This window comes from Bacillus sp. AG4(2022), from assembly GCF_031844465.1.
Lineage (GTDB): Bacteria > Bacillota > Bacilli > Bacillales > Cytobacillaceae > Bacillus_AB > Bacillus_AB infantis.
In genome coordinates, this window is record NZ_JAUZVH010000001.1 from 441,821 (window position 1) to 458,174 (window position 16,354).

The following is a 16,354-nucleotide window of genomic DNA, read 5'->3' on the forward strand; positions in this document are numbered from 1 at the left end:
CCCAAGCTGTTTTTATTTTGTCTTTTAAGCGTTGCCGACAGCATCTTCCACCCTCTCGACTGAACCGTTCTGCAGCAGGTACATTTTATGGTACAAGCCTTTCAGTGCGAGCAGCTCCTGGTGGGTGCCCCGTTCCACGATTTCCCCCTGGTGAAGGACAAGGATCAATTCAGCATCCTGGATGGTGGATAGCCTGTGGGCGATGGCAATGGTTGTGCGCCCCTTCCTCATCTTCTCAAGGGCCGTCTGGATGGCCTCCTCTGTCTCAGTGTCGATATTGGCAGTCGCTTCATCAAGCACGAGGATTTTCGGGTTGGCTGCAATCGTGCGTGCGAAAGCGATCAGCTGCCTCTGACCGCTGGAGAAGGTCGAGCCTCTCTCAACTACCTTGTGATCGTAGCGGTCATCAAGCTTCTCAATGAAGGTATGAGCCTGAACGAAATGGGCAGCTTCCTCTATTTCCTTATCGGTCATCTCTGTATCATGGAGGCGGATATTGTCCTTGACCGTTCCATAAAACAGGAATGGATCCTGGAGGACTAGACCAAGCTTTTCCCTCAGCTCTTCCCTTGGATAAGACTTAATCGACTGCCCGTCAATCAGAATGTCACCTCTTGAGAATTCATAAAACCTCATCATCAGATTGATGATCGAGCTCTTTCCGCTTCCTGTATGGCCAACCAGCGCCACTGTTTCGCCCGGCTTGGCAGTAAAGCTGATGTTTTTCAGCACATCCCGCTTCCCATCATACGAAAAGCTGACATCCTTGAATTCAATCTGTCCGTCCCCGATTGAAAGCTTCTCTTCCTTTTGAGCGGGCGCAAGCTCTTCTTCATCCAGGAGCCTGAAGACCCTGGAGCCGGCAATGATGGCCTGCTGGTACATGGATAACCGCTGCATCATATTGTTGACCGGCTCGAAAAAGCGGTCCAGATAGCTGACAAATGCGAACAAAACTCCGACTTCAATCGGATTGCTGAATGAGGTAATCCCGAAAAAGCCCAGGACAATTACAAGCGCAAGTGTATAGACCAGGTCGATTGCCGGCCTGAGGAGCAGCCCATCAACCTTGATGTTCCTCATTCCTGCGTCATAATGCTTCTGGTTAATGTCTGCAAATTCCTTGCGCAGGCGCTTTTCCTGCCTGAACACCTGGATGATCCCCATTCCCTGGAGCGACTCGCTGAGCTTCGCATTCAGCTGGCTGAGCCTTTCTCTCATATCCTGATAAAAGCGCGAGCTGTATTTGCGGTACATCTGCATGATCATAAAGATGATAGGAAGGATCACCAGACAGAATAATGCCAGCTGGACATTCAGGGCAAACATCGCGATGAATATCCCGATCAGCAGAAAGCCGCTCTGTATGAAGATGACCAGGACGCTGACAAACATATCCTTGATGGCCTCTGTATCATTCGTGACCCGCGAGACAATGCTTCCGGCCGGCGTCTGGTCGAAGTATTTCAGGCCGAGCGACTGCACCTTTGAAAAAACGTCGATCCGCAGCTGCTGAATGATCTTTAGTGCGATCTCCTGGAACTTAAGCAGCTGGAAATAAGAGATCAGGACATTCATGACCTGGATGCCGATATAGCCTGCCCCGAGCAGGAACAAAGGCTCAAATGCCAGATTCCTTGGGGTCAGATAATCGTCAATGAATATTTTAACAAGGATAGGCCCCATGATATCGCCGATCGTTGTCAGCAGCAACAGGCTGAAGGCGAGGATAAGCGTTGCTTTATGCGGCTTTGTATAAGCAAGGAGCCGGTATAGGACGGTCCGCTGTTCTTTTTTATTGATATCCTGCTGGTTATGCTCCATGATTTCTGCCTCCGTGCTCTACAAGTTCTTCAAGCTGCTGGCGGAGATACATGCTCTTATACCAGCCTTCTTCTTCCATCAGCTCATCGTGTGTGCCTTTTTGCGCGATCCTGCCCTCATCGAGCACAAGGATCAGATTCGCATGCTGAATCGCACTCAAACGGTGGGCGGTGATGATGGTCGTCTTGCCTGCCCGGTTTTTCCTGAGGCCGTTCAGGATGGCTTCCTCTGTCTTCGCATCAACCGCTGACAGAGAGTCATCCAGGATCAGTACTTCCGGGTCCATCATGAGCGCCCTGGCGATTGAGATCCGCTGCTTCTGCCCGCCAGACAAGGAAACGCCGCGCTCACCGACAACCGTTTCATAACCTTCCGTAAATTGAAGGATATCTTCATGGATATTGGCAAGCTTTGCTGCCTTGAATACTTCCTCCCGCTCAGAGGAAGGGTTCGCAAAGGCGATATTTTCAGCGACCGTGGCTGAAAAAAGAAAATGATCCTGCGGCACATAGCCAATGGCCTCATGCAGCTTTTCGAGCGTATAATCATTGACTGAATGGCTGCCAAAGCGGACATCCCCTTCAAAACCGTCAAATTCCCTGATCAGCAGCTTAAGGAGCGTTGTTTTCCCGGCACCTGTCTTCCCGACGATCCCAAGGGTTTCACCCCTTTTCAATTGGAAGCGGATGTCTTCGAGGACAGGCTTTTCCTCGTTAGGGTAATGAAATTTATTGATATCATAAACAAGATCCCCGCTCGGGACGATTGCAAGTGCCCCTTCCTTGTCAGCCACCTCTGCCTTTTCGGCAAGCAGGCTCATGATCCGGTCATTGGAAGCCCGCCCTCTTTCAACGATATTAAAGAGCCAGCCAAAGGCAAGCATCGGCCAAATCAAGAGTCCGAGATACGTTGTAAACGAAACAAGCTCCCCGATCGTTAATTCCCCTGAAATCACATATCTGGCGCCAAAAGCGACAGACAGGAAAAAGGAAACCCCCACGATGATGCTGATTGTTGGATCGAATAGTGAATCTACCTTGGCCACTGAAATATTTTTCTCCACCACATCATGTGATTGCTTGCGAAAATCCTCTATATCTTCTTTCTCCTGGCCAAAGGTCTTGATGACCTTGATGCCTGTGATGCTTTCCTGTGTCTTATCATTTAAAGCAGAAAAAGCCTCCTGTGCCCCATGGAACCGCTTATGGAGGAGCGTCCCATACCAGCTCGTCAAAATCGCCATGAGAGGCATCGGGATCAGGCAGATGAGCGTCAGCTTCCAGCTAATCGTCGCAGCCATGGCGATGATGACAAATCCACCTGTGGCAAGCGAGTCGACAAGGGTCAAAACGCCTGAGCCGGCCGTCTGCTGGACCGCCTGCAGGTCATTTGTCGCATGGGCCATCAGGTCCCCGACCCGCCTTCTTTGGTAAAACGATTGCGGCATCTCTGTAAAATGCCGGTACAGCCTGTTCCTCAGCTGCCTGGACAGCTTGACGGCAGATCCGAAAATCATGATCCGCCAATAATAGCGCAATATGTACATCATGAGTGCGGCTCCAATCAATATCAGGAGCCAGTTGACAAGAAGGCCGCTGGTCAAAGTATCGTTTTTGATATGATCAACCACAATCCCGATGACCTTCGGCGGAATCAGCTGCAGGAATGCTACAAACAGCAGCAGGAAAATCCCTGTCACATACGATTTCTTCTCTTGCTTAAAAAACCACATTAAATCTGCAAATACTTTCATGCTTGCTTCCCCCGGCTCTCGTGTTCCTGAATTTTCCTCAATTATGCTCCAAATAGTTTATCAAATATTTTAAAAATAAGAAAGATTTTTCAAGGGGCGCACTAAAGACATATTCATCATTTATCGGAATCCGTGATATTGGCAGGGACAAGTTGGAGCGTACAAGCATTAACTATAGAGATAAAAAGGAAAAGAGGTGTTTAAATGTCTGCTGGTATTCCATCTTTGCCAAGCCTTCCGACAGTCGTAACAGTCTGCTGGTTCCGGAACCCATTAAGTCCTGTATCACTGAGAAGGATTTCCCAGGCGACTGTTCTGGGAAATGATGCAGAAGCCTGCCTTGAGACACTTGAAACAGGAGCACGATACAACCCTGCTGCAGAATGCCTTCTGGCTAACGGCTTTCAGCTCGTGACCCTTCTTGATTTCGGCATCTACGGATTTTCCGTTTTCACATCCACGCCAGAAGCATAATAAAAAGAGGACAAGTATCCCTGTCACCCAGGGTGCTTGTCCTCTATCAGCTTCCGTTTCCGTCATAAAGACGCACAAAATGCTTCATCAGCTCTTCTTCTGAAATTTGGATCCGGTGCTCCAGGTCTTTCGTCCGCAGGACATATTCCTTAATGCCGATGAATTCGGATTCAGCAATCAGCCAGAATACTGTACCGCGTTTGAATCTGCCGTTAAAGCCGGTTTTCAATCTGTATTTTTTCATGTTACCCTCAGCTTAACATTTACTATATTTATCTAAAAAGCCGCTTTCTCTGTCATAATCACAGAAAAAGCGGCTTTCTTGATGTACAGTGATGGCCATGTAATAGACTTTATTACAATAGGGAGCCCTATGTAAGCCTTACTTGCCGGACTGCTTATTCATGGCAGACATCATCTGATTAATTTTCTTCTGAGATGGTTTCATACCCATTTGCATCATCATCATTTTAAGCATTTGTTCGTTGATTGGCGGATTTTTCTTTAAGTAGCTCATCATATATTTACGAGCGATGAAAAATCCTAGTGCTACACCGGCGATCAATGCCAGTATACCAACTAGAATAACGTCCCACATTCAAAACTTCCTCCTTCATGTTGTCTATCATACAGTGTACTAAACCAAAGGTTATTATACAATATTTGCACCTGTTTTTCCCCTATTTAAATAAATTTTCTTTCTTTGATCGGCTTCAGCCAGCCAAAGCGCCTGTTCGTCATATCAACCGCCAGATAAGAGGATTCATTTTTCCGGAGGATTTCAAAGAACACCGTTTCTGCATCATAATTCCCATGTGATTCAATCACTAAACATCGGTCATAGATTTCAAGCCGCGCTGAACTGTTTTTTCCGTTTTGGATAACATAGGCCCCCTGATCGGCTGATGCTCCTTTTTTCCTTGAAAGCTGCTGTGTAAGATACTGGTGAAGCCTGAGGGCGGGAATCGGCCTTGTGATAAACTCAATCTGGCGTGACAGGATCGATTTCAGCTCTCCCTTCGAACGGCTGTATTCCTGAAAGAGCTGGTAGAACATCCGCTCTCTGCCGAAATAATGGGAAGCAAATTCGTCTTCTATTAAATAAAGCTGATAGGTTCTCACCAACATCTCCTCCAATATCTTCTATATTGCTTCAAGTATAAGGGAACAGAATCAGTTACTTTGTCTTTCAGCGTCAAAAATAGGCACTAATTTTGTCGAACAAGCTTATTTGCCAATCAATTATATAAAAAAATAAAAATATTCAATCAATTGTAAGGAAATAAAAAAGAGAGCGTACTCTGACGCTCTCTTTATACCCTTTACAGAAGGGCCTTTAAACGTGCAACCACGTTTTCAACTGTGAAGCCGTACTCTTCGATGATCTTCTCACCTGGTGCAGATGCGCCGAATGTATCGATCGCCAATACATCGCCTTCATCACCGGCATAACGGTGCCAGCCAAGTGAAGAGCCCATTTCAATGGCAAGGCGCTTCTTGACAGCCTTCGGAATGACGCTTTCTTTATATTCCTTGGACTGTGCTTCAAAGCGGTCCCATGCAGGCATGGAAACAACTGCTGCATCGATGCCTTCTTTCTTCAGGGCTTCCTGCGCTTTTACAGCAAGATGCACTTCAGATCCGGAAGCAAGCAGCAGGGCATCTGCCTGATCTTTGCCAGCCGGTGAGACAACATAAGCCCCTTTAGATACGCCTTCATACGCGTTTTTGTCAGTATCCTGGAGGGTAGGCAGGTTTTGGCGCGTCAGCACAAGAGCTGTCGGCTTATCCTGTGATTCTACCGCCACTTTCCAGGCAGCAGAGGTTTCATTGCCATCAGCCGGGCGGATGACAGACAGATTAGGCATCGCACGAAGTGATGCAAGCTGTTCAACCGGCTCGTGTGTAGGGCCGTCCTCACCAACCGCGATGCTGTCATGCGTGAATACATAAGTAACAGGCAGACCCATCAGGGCAGCTAAGCGGATTGCCGGGCGAAGATAGTCAGAGAATACGAAGAATGTTCCTCCGAATACCTTTAAGCCTCCATGAAGGGCCATACCGTTTAGGGCGGCACCCATGGCGAATTCCCTTACGCCGAACCAGATGTTGCGGCCTTCGAATGAAGCAGGGGTAAAGTCGCCCGAGCCTTTGATCATCGTTTTATTTGAACCGGCAAGGTCAGCAGATCCGCCGATAAAGAATGGAAGATTCTGCGCGATTCCGTTCAGTGCTTCGCCTGAAGAGGCGCGGCTTGCCAGGCTTGAACCTGTTTCGTATACAGGGATATCCTTATCCCATCCTTGCGGAAGCTCGCCTTTCATTGCTCCGTCAAGCTGTGCACCGAGCTCAGGGAATTCCTGCTTATAGCTTTCAAGCATAGAGTTCCATTCCTGCTCAGTCTTTTCTCCGCGTTCAGCGATGTGTTTCTTGAAGTGGCTGTACACTTCATCCGGAACATGGAAATCTTCTTCAAAAGTCCACTTGTAAGCTTCCTTCGTCAGCTTCAGCTCATCTGCACCAAGCGGTGCGCCGTGAACATCTGATTTCCCGGATTTGTTAGGTGAGCCGAATCCGATGACCGTTTTTACTTCAATCATAGTTGGATGGTCAAGGTCGCCTCTTGCTTCCTCAAGCGCTTTCGCCACTTCGTGAAGGTCATTGCCATCTTCAACACGGATATACTGCCAGCCGTAAGATTTGAACCTTTGCTCCACACTTTCAGAGAAAGAGCGGTCAAGGTCGCCGTCAAGGGAGATATCATTTGAATCATAAAGGACAACGAGCTTGCCAAGCTTCAGGTGGCCTGCCAGCGATGCTGCTTCGGCAGATACACCTTCCATAAGGTCACCGTCGCCGCAAATGCTGTATGTAAAGTGGTCGACTACATTATACTTGTCTTTATTGTAGACGGCTGCCAGGTGGCGCTCAGCCATAGCCATGCCGACTGCCATTGAGATTCCCTGTCCAAGCGGACCAGTTGTCGCGTCAACGCCCTTTGTATGTTTGTATTCAGGGTGTCCGGGAGTCTTGCTTCCCCATTGGCGGAATTCTTTCAGGTCATCGATTGTGAGACCATAGCCTGATAAATGGAGCAGGCTGTATAGAAGCATGGAACCATGTCCTGCAGATAAGACAAAACGGTCACGGTTAAACCACTCAGGGTTTGCCGGGTTATGGTTCATGAAACGGCTCCAGAGTGTGTACGCCATAGGAGCTGCCCCCATAGGCATGCCAGGGTGGCCGGAATTTGCTTTTTCAATAGCATCGATAGATAGAGTTCTGATCGAGCTTATGGACAAATCATCGATAGATTCAAACATATACTACATCCTCTCTTTAAAAAAATCCTGCTCAATTAATTTTATAGCGGCTCTTTATTTTACACAACTGAGAAGCTTCTGTATATCTTGTGCATTTTGGAAACCTGTATGTAAAAGAGAACCAAAAAATAAATCCAAAAAGGAACACAGATTGTTGTATTCCTTTTTGGCCTGATGCATTAATGAAGGCGCTTCTTCTCGTCCTCACGCAGCTTTTTTATCTTTTTCGGTGTAACGTCATTCCCCTTTGGATCCATGATGGTTACACCTTTTAAGGTTGTGAGCATATTGGAACGGAATGTCTGCAGATACTCGCTGCGTAGCTTTGTCTGTTCCTTTGCCTCTTCATTCGTCAGCCCTGCGGTCTTAGCTTTGTTTGCCAGCTCATTGATTCTGGCCATTTTATCTTTAGGCAGCATAATAACGCTCCTTTTTCATTCATTTCATTTGGCTTTCTCTAGTCGTCTTCCCCTTAGGGCCCTGGTCTAAACGGCCGGAGAATACATCAAATGTTACTATAAAAAAAAGCGTTTGCCAAGGCAAACACTCTTACTCTTCCTGTGCATCTATGTATTCCTGATAGCGCCTGTGCACTGTCGCCTTGGAAATGGGATAGCCGAAGCCCCTGAGAGTTGCCGCGATCTCCGAAAATGTCAGCCTGCTGGCTCTCAGGCGGACAATTTCTTCTATTGGAACCTCGATCCGTTCCCTTCCAGAGTGCTCCCCCAGATTCTTCAGGTTCTTCTCTGGCCTGAATCCTTTGTCCACTGCCCTTTTCATGCCTCTTTTGATCTTGATATTATGCAGCTTGCGCTGATATTCTTCCACCATCGAGACGATATTAAGAACCATGGAATCTGATTCGGAAAGCTGCAGCTCACCATTGTGGGAAATGCTGTAGAGCACAGCGCCCTCTTTATATATGAAGTGAAGCAGGGCGATTTTGGCATTGCCCCTTCCGAGCCTCGTTTCATCCTGGATAAGGACCGCTTTGATGCCTTCATCCTTTATAAGATCAAGAAGCTCGAGTACACCGTCCCTCTCCAGGTCATACCCGCTTGCCTGTTCCCTGATGATCGCGGCTACTTCAAAGCCTTTTTCCCCGGCAAGCGCAGTCAGTTCCTCCTCCTGCCTCTCCAGGGATGTTTCCTGCGCTTCTTTTGTTGTCGATACCCTGCAATAGATTACTGCTTTCATATATGCTCCTTTATGTCATTCACCCGCAAAGTTCTGCAGATCATCCTGCAGCTGCCTTGTATGGCTGTCTGCTTTAACCGGGATCATAATCTGCTCCCCCGCTTGGATTGCACTGCCGGCGATTCCATTCTCCTCTTCCACCCACATCACAAAGTCTTCTGCAGACAGCTTATGCTTGTCCGAAAATTGCTGAGAAAGCCCCCATAATGTATCTCCTTCATCTACCGTCACCTTTATGTAGTCTTCTTCACCGAAAATTTTGTCGTATCCGGTAAGCAGCAAAGCCGCCCCAAAGCTTAAAACGATAAGTATAATAGCATATGAGTATTGATTCCACAATTTTTTCATACAAGACACCCCACTGCAAGAATATATGTTCGCATTTCGTTAAATTTATTATAAACCGAACATGTGTTTTCCGTCAACAAAAATTCGAACTTATGTTTGTATCTGTTCCGGGTACATGCTATAATTTAATCAATAATAACCATACGGGGTGCGAATACATGGCTAAAATATCAAAAAGGCAGCAGGATATACTCGAATTTATCAAGGAAGAAGTGAAAGCGAAGGGCTATCCCCCTTCAGTCAGGGAAATTGGGGAAGCAGTCGGCCTGGCCTCCAGCTCGACTGTACATGGGCATCTTGCCCGCCTTGAAAGCAAAGGGATGATCAGAAGGGATCCGACAAAGCCGCGTGCAATTGAAATCCTGGAGCTTGATGAAACATCTCACATTCCAAGGAATAATGTCGTCAACGTTCCTATCCTCGGGAAGGTTACAGCAGGACAGCCGATCACTGCGATTGAAAATGTAGAAGAGTTCTTCCCGCTTCCTGAAAGCATGGCACCGGCAGCCGAACAGGTCTTCATGCTTGAAATCATGGGTGAAAGTATGATTGAAGCCGGCATCCTTGACGGAGACTACGTCATCGTCCGCCAGCAGCAGTCAGCCAACAATGGCGATATCGTCGTTGCAATGACAGATGAGGATGAAGCAACTGTCAAGCGTTTCTTCAAGGAAAGGGATTATATCAGGCTTCAGCCTGAAAACTCTACAATGGAGCCTATCATTCTCAGGAATGTTTCCATTCTTGGCAAGGTCATTGGCGTCTACCGCCATATCCACTGATTATATGATTCTCTCAGCCCGGGCCATGTGTTGCCTGGGTTTTTTTCTGCCCAAAAACCTTGTGAGCACTAGAATAGTCACATCTTTGCTGCTTATTTTTTCCTGAAGAGTACATATGTACCATTCATTGTATGCTGAAAATTCAGTCGATTTATGCATATCTTTCCCCTCCCGCTCTGTTATATAATAGAGACAGCACCATGATTGACCTAAGGTCGCACCAAAAATTCCGGCTTTAGGAGTGTGAGGCAAATGTGGCAGCATGTCGTCTTCGCAATATTCATTGGTGGCCTTGTCGGCGCGGTTGGGCATCTTAAGAAGCACGGGAAGCTGATCATGCCGAAAAGAACAAAGCAATTCATCTATCTCGGCTTTTTGGAGGAAATGGTATTAGGATCACTCGCCTCAGCGCTGCTTGTGCTTTCATCAGATGCAAGCTCCCTCTTGAAGGTAGCATTCCTGTCCATGCTGGCAGGACTTGGCGGTGAAGCTCTGATCCGCAGCCTTGACCTCATCAGGGCCGAAAAGAAATGAAACAGGAGGAAATGCAGAAGCTATGCTTAAAACTGCAAAAGTAAAGACGTAAGAAGCCTCTCCCGGGAAATTGGGGCAGAGGCTCTTTTTATGCCTGAAAACTGTAAACAATCATCTGCATTTCGGTAACCTTTCTGTAACTCTTTTGAAGAGATGGAACGATAATATAAGGATAGCAAGTGACTACAACTTATTGGAGGCTTTAAAATGAAAAAATTATTATCCATCCTGCTGGCTGCTGTCGCCCTGTTTACTTTCAGCCTTGGCGCCTCGGCCAAATCCGCGAGCGGAGATTTAAGCAGCAAGAAAGCAGTCGAACTGGCGCAGAGCGCACGTGTGCATCACTGGAATGCTATGAACGGACATATCCCATCTAAGAAGAATACAGCCTGCTCCATCAAGAGTTTTCAGTACAAAGGCACAGAATATCGCTACCTTTGCAGTGAAATCAATACGAAAGCAAAGCTGACCAAGTACCTTAACGAATCTTTCACCTTAAATGCGATTGATAAAGGCTACAAGAAATACAGATTCATTGAGTATAAAGGAAAAATGGCACAGCCAAATGCCGATGGCGGCAGCCTGCTCCAGTGGAATAATGCTAAGGCAAAGCTGATCTATTCCAGGAAAGATATCCGCCAGTTTGAATTCACGGTGCCTTACGGCGAAAAGCAGCATGAAAAGAAAAAGGTTACGTTTGTAAAGGTACGCGGGAAGTGGCAGATCAATGCTTTTGATGCAGTGAGATAGTATAAGAAAAGGGAAATACCTTGAACTTTTGTTCAAGGCATTTCCCTTTTTAGCTGGCCGCGCTATTTGTTTATGGCCATTTAGAATATCTGCAGCCTACATTAATCCAGGAATTATAAACCCAAAGCATTTATTTTGATCCCAAATGTACCAATGCCAATTAATTCGCCTTCTTCCCCTAGCAGGGGATATCCTACTATATAATGCGTGTGTACTTCATTGTTATATTCATATTCTGCGAATGTTCCTGATGTTTCTTTGGTATCCAGTACTCTTTGTTTAAGAGAGATCAATTTTTGGGAATCGATGCAAAAGCTTAATTCATCATCCCTTGCACCGATAAACTGATTGACTTCCTCCTGATTGGCCGAATCAAAAATCCATGTATATCTCAGATCAAGGTCACTGTGCGCAAGCATGCATTTCGTTCGCGTGAACACCTCTTGAAAGGCGGCTAAATCAGACAATAGAAGCGAAGGGTTTATATCTAAAACCTTAGCAAGGTTCCTGCTTATATCCACACTGGGATTTCTTGTACCAGATTCGATCTGCGAATAATAGGCCCGGTCGATAAAAATCGAGTCTGCCACGTCCGCTTGAGTCAGATTTTTATTTTTTCTAAGCGTTATCAGCCAGTCGCGTTTCATACTATTCCCCCCTCTTTATCATAATACGGCCCCCTTGGTGAAAAGAGAAGGAATAGAACTTAGTCAATGTGTAATTTCAATGAATAACGATTGGCCATTATTTCGAATCCGGATTTTGATTGAGATAAAAAAATCTTTCCATAGGAATCTCATCGTAACTGCAGCCCAATTTCCTTTTTACATGGTCATTCAGTGCACTTTCTATATCTTCCACATAAAAATTCACTCTTACATGGCAATGAGCAAGCGCAAGATGATCAGTAAAGCTTTTTGCCAGCTGATCCAGAGGATATATGTGGTCATCCAGAACTTTTTCCTCTGAGTAAACTTCTGCTTTGATGATGTTCGATCTCATTTCGTCAGATGGCAAACTATCTTCCTGAGAAAAATCATCAGGAGTGCTGGGCCTTTTTTCATCAATGATTATCATTCGATACGTTTTATCATCCAAAAAAATGTCCCATGCTTCCAGTTCAGTCGAATTCAGTATCCTGTCAAAGTGCATGCATATAACCCCCTTATCAACTTTTTGCCTGCCTTTACGGCGTAAATTCGCTCTCATATTAGAAGGGTGCAATCACTTATAAACCATGTGCTTAAAATTTTCCCAACCATCTTGTTATTCCTGCTCTTAAAATATCACATTATAATTGTATATATTATACAGTTGGGAGATAGACTTTTGAAGAAAATATTAGCTTATGTACTCTTCACACTATTGATAAGTTCAGGATGTTCGGGTGACACCAGAAGAAAAAAAGGAAATGCTTCATGAGAAAGTGACAATCAAGGGAATCAGCGAGAAGGATAAAAACGAGGAGATATACCTTGCAGACACCAAGTTGGTTGATTTGTCCAGCGACGAAAAACAAAGCATGCCCTATTCGGAAAATGCACTAAAATTTATAGCGAATATTACTCCAGTCAGGGAAGGACTCTGGAAATTAAACACGTATGTGGACAACACATTACTCGGAACGACGGTCATCGAGGCACAGCCAAAGTAAGGAAGCAATCCGGCCCTTTCCGAATAAAAGGGCTCTTTTTTTGATTTAGAAAAATCTAGAATAGGGGGAGTTTTCCGTTATAACTATAAAAATATAAATGGCTGCATCATTATTTTCTAAAAGGAGCCCTTAGTGGGAATAAGCACCCCTTCAAACATTAGGATAACTTTGTACCATCTTATATGAGCGCCCCTCTGCCCGGGCAGCGGTCCAGCAGAAAAAGGGAAAAAGTGGATTACTAAGTTTTCACCATTCTAAATTGACATCGGCTTAAATAAATGTGGAGAAAAGTCCCCAAGCAAGCCCTAACCTCCTCAATACTTGTTACCTGAAATAGGCTATTTCTATTTATCTCGCTTGTTTATAAGTTCCTTTTTCTTTCTTGAGCCTTTACAAATTTATCAATGTTGCAATCATTGATCTATCATTTAGATTAATTGTTGATCCGTTTGCCATTGAAAGACTAATTAAGAGTTCATAGGAATAAGTTCCGGGTGGGGGCTGATCAAAATAATTCAAAGAATTGCTTGCTATTTTCGTACCGATCTGTATTGGTGCAAATTTTAAGATATTCGTTCTCTCTTCAACTTGACTGAATAAGTTATTACCGCCTCGTCTAAGAAAAAGTGCAAATCTCCAAGAAAACCCAGGGGCTAGAGTGTCTGAAATAAAACTAGCATATGCAGAAGCATTAATTTTAACCCCCTGGTTAATCCCGACAGAGATAGGCGGTAAAGATAGGGTAATATCTTGAGATGGTAAAGTAATTGGCAAAGAAGTTGTATTTTGATTAGCATAAACACTAAAGGTCCCTTGAGGGCCTTTTTCACCTTGTGGTCCGGTCGCACCTTGCGGCCCCTGGACTCCTTGTGGTCCAGCAGCCCCTTGAGGACCCTGCTCTCCTTGTGGTCCAGCTGCCCCTTGGGGACCCTGCAATCCTTGTGATCCAGTTGCCCCTTGAGGACCCTGCTCTCCTTGTGATCCAGTTGCCCCTTGAGGACCTTGCAATCCTTGTGACCCAGTTGCCCCTTGAGGACCCTGCAATCCTTGTGACCCAGTTGCCCCTTGAGGACCCTGTGATCCCTGCGCACCTATCGGTCCTTGAGAACCTTGAACTCCGGGTACACCCTCTGGGCCTTGAGCGCCTTGATTAGATCCTAACAGCTCATCTGAAACCAGCCTGTGCGACGCCACTAGCTGGCCCGAAACATCGATACCCCAAACAGATATTTGCGTCCTCGCTTCAGCAAATCCGCTTATACCGAACACAAACTCAAAGCCATCAAAATCCGCAAAATATTCTCGTGTCTGTACTTGATTTGGGGCGAGATCCACTTTCTCCAGGGCATAAATAGTTCTTGTCCCGTTCAATCTGTTTCCTTGTATTAAAACTGTAGAAGAATTTGCATTGTGTCTATTATCTATTTTGACTAACACAGTCCTTGTTAATCTAGATCCGCCTATAAGGGGATTAGATATTGGGCCAGTAGATAAAATCGCCATGCTTAACTTCCCTTCATCTGAATTAGCTTATGGATAAATTTATAGTTCAGAGTCTACCCACATACTATGAAAAACACTTAGAAAGGATTGGACAGAAAGCATGTTTACCCCAGAAATTACTACTTTGTGACAAAAAAATCAAATTAAAACAAGAAAGTAAAATGCCTTCCTTTTATCTACGAGTAAGTATTATCAGATGTCTTTATTAAAATTCGTATGTTATTTTTCACTCATTCCCTTCAATCTCTAGCTCCACTACCACATGTGCCCAAAAATCCAGGCCTAAATCGGGCAATGAAAATCAAACTAAATGCCCAAAATACAAAAACCCCTCAATACCAATGGTATCAAGGGGCTAAATCTATTAATACATCTGCAGGTACTGCTCGCGCTCCCAAGGGTGAACTTGTGTGCGGAACATATCCCACTCAATTTCCTTCGCTTCGATGAAGTGTTCGAAGATATGCTCGCCAAGGGCTGAAACCATGATTTCATTGCTCTTCAGCTGGTCAAGAGCCTGGGCAAGTGTTGCAGGAAGGTCTTCAATGCCTTCTGCTACGCGCTCTTCTTTGTTCATCACATAGATATTGCGGTCAACCGGTGCAGGAGGAGTCAGTTTGTTCTTGATTCCATCAAGCCCTGCTTTTAATAGCACTGCCATAGCCAGGTATGGGTTGGCTGCCGGGTCAACGCTGCGGACCTCAACACGTGTGCTCATGCCACGTGATGCCGGGATGCGGATAAGCGGTGAACGGTTCCTTGCAGACCATGCCACATAGCAAGGTGCTTCATAGCCGGGAACAAGGCGCTTATAAGAGTTGACAGTCGGGTTCGTTACAGCTGTGAAAGCCGGAGCGTGCTTGATGATGCCGGCGATGAACTGGCGGGCAGTATCGCTTAGCTCAAGGTTTCCAGTAGTATCATAGAATGAGTTCTTGCCTTCATTGAACAGGGACATATTGCAGTGCATCCCTGATCCGTTTACGCCGAACAATGGCTTTGGCATGAATGTTGCGTGCAGGCCGTGCTTGCGGGCGATTGTTTTAACAACAAGCTTGAATGTCTGGATCTGGTCGCATGCAGTCAGCGCATCAGCATATTTAAAGTCGATTTCATGTTGTCCTGGAGCCACTTCGTGGTGGGAAGCTTCAATTTCAAAGCCCATTTCTTCAAGCTCAAGCACGATGTCGCGGCGGCAGTTTTCGCCAAGGTCTGTCGGCGCAAGGTCGAAGTAGCCTCCGTTATCGTTCAGTTCAAGAGTAGGTTCGCCCTGCTGGTCAAGCTTGAACAGGAAGAACTCCGGCTCAGGTCCGAGGTTGAAGTCTGTGAAGCCTAAATCCTTCATCTCATCAAGGATTCTTCTCAGGTTGTTGCGCGGATCACCATCAAATGGAGTCATATCCGGGTTGTAGATATCGCAGATCAGGCGGGCAACCTTGCCCTTTTCAGCTGTCCAAGGGAATACAACCCAAGTGCTGAGGTCAGGATACAGAAGCATATCTGATTCTTCAATGCGGACGAAGCCTTCGATGGAAGAGCCGTCGAACATCATTTTGTTGTCCAGCGCTTTTTCAAGCTGGGAAATCGGGATTTCCACGTTTTTGATTGTTCCGAGGATATCCGTAAATTGAAGGCGGATAAATTTTACGTTTTCTTCTTCAGCAATACGTTTAATGTCATCTTTAGTGTAGTTAGCCATTAGTTTTTCCTCCCTTAGGACACATCAATTTTATTTAATGGAAAAAGCGGGACATATCTCCCTGGCGGAGTGAATGCCGGTTGAATCGGCCGGCCTGCATCATTTCCTGCCTCAGGAGCTTTCTCAATTCATCATCAGACAAATCGCGCCTTACTTTTTCTGCTTGCTGCTGTACTTCAGCTGATAATGTTTGTTCCTGCATGGCGAATAATTGCTTGATTCCCGCCATATTGACTCCCTGATCGATCAAATCCTTGATCTCCAGGAGCTTATCAATATCATTTAAGGAAAAAAGCCGTCTATTTCCGTCAGTTCGTGCTGGAGAAATCAATTGGTGCTCTTCGTAATAGCGGATCTGCCTGGCCGTCAGCTCAGTCAGCTGCATTACAGTCCCAATTGGAAATAGCGGCATGGAACGGCGTATTTCACTGCCTTTCATCCGATTTCTCCTCCTTTTCAATCATTTCTTGTGTTTATTATATGTAATGTCAGATTTGTTGTCAACCTTATGTA

General features: G+C 45.7%; 19 protein-coding genes. 5 read left to right on the forward strand and 14 right to left on the reverse strand.

From position 1 onward, the window contains the following. Window positions 1–24: 24 nt before the first annotated feature. On the reverse strand, window positions 25–1,824 hold the full coding sequence (locus Q9R36_RS02215; RefSeq protein ID WP_009790948.1) for an ABC transporter ATP-binding protein: 1,800 nt from the start codon (window positions 1,822–1,824) through the stop codon (window positions 25–27). Beyond that, window positions 1,814–3,577: an ABC transporter transmembrane domain-containing protein gene (locus tag Q9R36_RS02220; protein ID WP_311224492.1), complete on the reverse strand. Its 1,764-nt coding sequence runs from the start codon at window positions 3,575–3,577 to the stop codon at window positions 1,814–1,816. Before Q9R36_RS02220 ends, Q9R36_RS02215 begins: the two co-directional genes overlap by 11 nt. A 204-nt stretch (window positions 3,578–3,781) precedes the next feature. On the opposite strand from Q9R36_RS02220, the gene Q9R36_RS02225 reads away from it, so the two are divergent. Then, entirely contained in the window at window positions 3,782–4,051 is a 270-nt protein-coding gene (locus Q9R36_RS02225) for a hypothetical protein (RefSeq protein ID WP_009790946.1), read from the forward strand. Window positions 4,052–4,097: 46 nt separating this feature from the next. Here the strand turns inward: Q9R36_RS02225 and Q9R36_RS02230 are convergent, their stop codons facing one another. From Q9R36_RS02230 to yneA, 7 genes are all read right to left on the reverse strand, one after another. Beyond that, on the reverse strand, window positions 4,098–4,295 hold the full coding sequence (locus tag Q9R36_RS02230; RefSeq protein ID WP_009790945.1) for a hypothetical protein: 198 nt from the start codon (window positions 4,293–4,295) through the stop codon (window positions 4,098–4,100). Between the two features lie 138 nt (window positions 4,296–4,433). Continuing rightward, complete coding sequence (locus tag Q9R36_RS02235; protein ID WP_009790944.1) at window positions 4,434–4,649, reverse strand: YneF family protein; 216 nt, start codon at window positions 4,647–4,649, stop codon at window positions 4,434–4,436. Window positions 4,650–4,735: 86 nt separating this feature from the next. Next, complete coding sequence (gene sirA, locus Q9R36_RS02240) at window positions 4,736–5,173, reverse strand: sporulation inhibitor of replication protein SirA (protein ID WP_022543749.1); 438 nt, start codon at window positions 5,171–5,173, stop codon at window positions 4,736–4,738. A gap of 200 nt (window positions 5,174–5,373) precedes the next feature. Then, window positions 5,374–7,374 (reverse strand): transketolase, encoded by a 2,001-nt coding sequence (gene tkt, locus Q9R36_RS02245; protein WP_022543748.1) that lies wholly within the window; start codon window positions 7,372–7,374, stop codon window positions 5,374–5,376. A gap of 179 nt (window positions 7,375–7,553) precedes the next feature. Beyond that, window positions 7,554–7,793 carry a DUF896 domain-containing protein gene (locus Q9R36_RS02250; protein ID WP_009791601.1) on the reverse strand — a complete coding sequence of 80 codons (240 nt, stop codon included), beginning with the start codon at window positions 7,791–7,793 and terminating at the stop codon, window positions 7,554–7,556. A gap of 130 nt (window positions 7,794–7,923) precedes the next feature. Then, window positions 7,924–8,571, reverse strand: a complete 648-nt coding sequence (locus Q9R36_RS02255) for a YneB family resolvase-like protein (RefSeq protein WP_009791600.1) — start codon at window positions 8,569–8,571, stop codon at window positions 7,924–7,926. A gap of 15 nt (window positions 8,572–8,586) precedes the next feature. After that, entirely contained in the window at window positions 8,587–8,919 is a 333-nt protein-coding gene (gene yneA / locus Q9R36_RS02260) for a cell division suppressor protein YneA (RefSeq protein ID WP_129612362.1), read from the reverse strand. A 158-nt stretch (window positions 8,920–9,077) separates the two neighbouring features. Between yneA and lexA the strand changes: the two genes are divergently transcribed. The 3 genes from lexA to Q9R36_RS02275 all read left to right on the forward strand — a co-directional run bounded on the left by lexA (window position 9,078) and on the right by Q9R36_RS02275 (window position 10,985). Then, window positions 9,078–9,701, forward strand: coding sequence for a transcriptional repressor LexA (lexA, locus tag Q9R36_RS02265; protein ID WP_009791598.1), 624 nt, complete (start codon window positions 9,078–9,080; stop codon window positions 9,699–9,701). A 252-nt stretch (window positions 9,702–9,953) separates the two neighbouring features. After that, a complete protein-coding gene (locus Q9R36_RS02270; RefSeq protein WP_094767396.1) occupies window positions 9,954–10,235 on the forward strand; it encodes a DUF4257 domain-containing protein in 282 nt (93 codons plus the stop codon). A gap of 207 nt (window positions 10,236–10,442) precedes the next feature. Next, window positions 10,443–10,985 (forward strand): IseA DL-endopeptidase inhibitor family protein, encoded by a 543-nt coding sequence (locus Q9R36_RS02275; protein ID WP_129612363.1) that lies wholly within the window; start codon window positions 10,443–10,445, stop codon window positions 10,983–10,985. Window positions 10,986–11,098: 113 nt separating this feature from the next. On the opposite strand, the gene Q9R36_RS02280 is transcribed toward Q9R36_RS02275, so the two are convergent. Both Q9R36_RS02280 and Q9R36_RS02285 read right to left on the reverse strand, forming a co-directional pair. Next, window positions 11,099–11,632 carry a helix-turn-helix domain-containing protein gene (locus tag Q9R36_RS02280; RefSeq protein WP_009791594.1) on the reverse strand — a complete coding sequence of 178 codons (534 nt, stop codon included), beginning with the start codon at window positions 11,630–11,632 and terminating at the stop codon, window positions 11,099–11,101. A gap of 97 nt (window positions 11,633–11,729) precedes the next feature. Then, complete coding sequence (locus Q9R36_RS02285; protein WP_022543746.1) at window positions 11,730–12,137, reverse strand: hypothetical protein; 408 nt, start codon at window positions 12,135–12,137, stop codon at window positions 11,730–11,732. 235 nt (window positions 12,138–12,372) lie between these two features. Here Q9R36_RS02285 and Q9R36_RS02290 point away from each other — a divergent pair, with 235 nt between their 5' ends. After that, window positions 12,373–12,639, forward strand: a complete 267-nt coding sequence (locus Q9R36_RS02290) for a hypothetical protein (protein WP_129612365.1) — start codon at window positions 12,373–12,375, stop codon at window positions 12,637–12,639. Window positions 12,640–13,029: 390 nt separating this feature from the next. Here Q9R36_RS02290 and Q9R36_RS02295 read toward each other — a convergent pair whose 3' ends face one another. From Q9R36_RS02295 to Q9R36_RS02305, 3 genes are all read right to left on the reverse strand, one after another. Next, complete coding sequence (locus Q9R36_RS02295) at window positions 13,030–14,142, reverse strand: collagen-like domain-containing protein (protein WP_311224493.1); 1,113 nt, start codon at window positions 14,140–14,142, stop codon at window positions 13,030–13,032. A 364-nt stretch (window positions 14,143–14,506) separates the two neighbouring features. After that, window positions 14,507–15,841, reverse strand: coding sequence for a type I glutamate--ammonia ligase (gene glnA / locus Q9R36_RS02300; RefSeq protein WP_094767402.1), 1,335 nt, complete (start codon window positions 15,839–15,841; stop codon window positions 14,507–14,509). 34 nt (window positions 15,842–15,875) lie between these two features. Continuing rightward, entirely contained in the window at window positions 15,876–16,280 is a 405-nt protein-coding gene (locus Q9R36_RS02305; protein ID WP_009791586.1) for a MerR family transcriptional regulator, read from the reverse strand. Between the last annotated feature and the right edge of the window lie 74 nt (window positions 16,281–16,354).